The sequence below is a fragment of the Streptomyces sparsus genome (assembly GCF_054776295.1).
This window is the reverse complement of the sequence record NZ_BAAHCA010000685.1, coordinates 1,485-2,652: the sequence shown is the minus strand read 5'-3', so window position 1 is coordinate 2,652 and position 1,168 is coordinate 1,485. Positions and strand designations below refer to the sequence as shown.

Here is a 1,168-nt window from a genome sequence, read left to right as displayed (position 1 = left end):
GGCCGGACCCGTGCCGGGACGCTGTCGATGCGACAGTGTCCCGTGCCGGGCCCGGCCCTCGTCGTGCGCGTCCTGGAACGCTCAGTAGGTGGGCTGCTCGTTCCGCTTGAACCAGCCGGCGCTCTCGCGGTTGGCGAGGAACACCACGCACATCACGCCGAGCGCGATCCACACCACGCCCATCGGGATGGACAGCAGGCCGAACAGGATGGTGAAGCTCGCCCACACGATGCCGGCGATGCGGATGCCGCTGCCGCCGTCCTTGAACTTCAGGCCGAGGAAGATGCCCGCCGCGGCGTGCACCAGGTAGAGCAGCAGGAAGACCAGCACCACGCCGGAGGGGATCTCGACGCCCGCCGACTCGGAGAAGCCGTCCATGAACTCGTCGGCGGCGACGGCCAGCACGAACAGCAGGAGCAGCGACAGCAGGCCCTGGAGCCCTCCGACGACGAACATCATGACGCGGGTGTTCTTGGTCTTGCCCGGCATCGTGTGCGGTATCGGCGGGCCGCCGTAGGGCTGGCCCGGGTAACCGCCCTGCGGCTGCTGAGGGTATGCGGAGTAACCACCGGGCGGGTGCTGCTGGTTGGCCTGCGGCGGGTTCTGGTAGGGGTTGTTGGGGTCGGGCGTGGTCATCGGTGGGCCTTCTCCTGTAGGGAACGTGACAAACGGTGGGTCGCGCCGGCCGGCACGGCCGGACCGGTGCGGCTCAGTGGGTGGGAGGGTTGAACCACTCGCCCGCGGGGCGCAGCGAGCAGAAGACGATGGTGAGGACGGCGGTCGCCGCCCAGAGCACGGCGACCGCCTCGTTGCCCTGGCCGAAGAGCGCGATGGCGGCGATGAACGCGTTCACCGAGCCGGCGATGATCGCGGTGACGCGGGTGCCGGTGCGGCCCCTGCCGAACATCGCGGCCGGGATGATGTGCAGCGCGCTCAGACCGGCGAGGAGGAAGAAGAAGAGCACCGCGACGCCGGCCGCGAGATCACCGGCGCCGTTCGCGCCCGGGATGTCCGCGCCGATGCTCTGCGCGGTGAGACCCGCGATCAACATCACCACGGCGCCGATCGACCACAGCGAGCCCGCGATGAACAGCAGCACCCGCGCGGTGACGACCAGACCGGGCATCGTCACCGGGGAGCCCGGCATGCCGCCCGGGTACCCGGGCGG

Annotated in this window: 2 protein-coding genes; both read right to left on the bottom strand. The window is 70.5% G+C overall.

Annotated features, from left to right (window positions below; genetic code table 11):
* Positions 1 to 81: 81 nt before the first annotated feature.
* Positions 82 to 636: a hypothetical protein gene (locus ACYVE9_RS22125; protein WP_461029643.1), complete on the bottom strand. Its 555-nt coding sequence runs from the start codon at positions 634 to 636 to the stop codon at positions 82 to 84.
* Positions 637 to 709: 73 nt separating this feature from the next.
* The coding region (locus tag ACYVE9_RS22120; protein ID WP_461029642.1) for a hypothetical protein at positions 710 to 1,168 on the bottom strand (459 nt) is incomplete at its 5' end.

Coding starts and splice junctions, on each gene's coding strand:
- ACYVE9_RS22125 (WP_461029643.1), bottom strand. CDS start 636: ATGACCACGCCCGACCCCAACAACCCCTACCAGAACCCGCCGCAGGCC.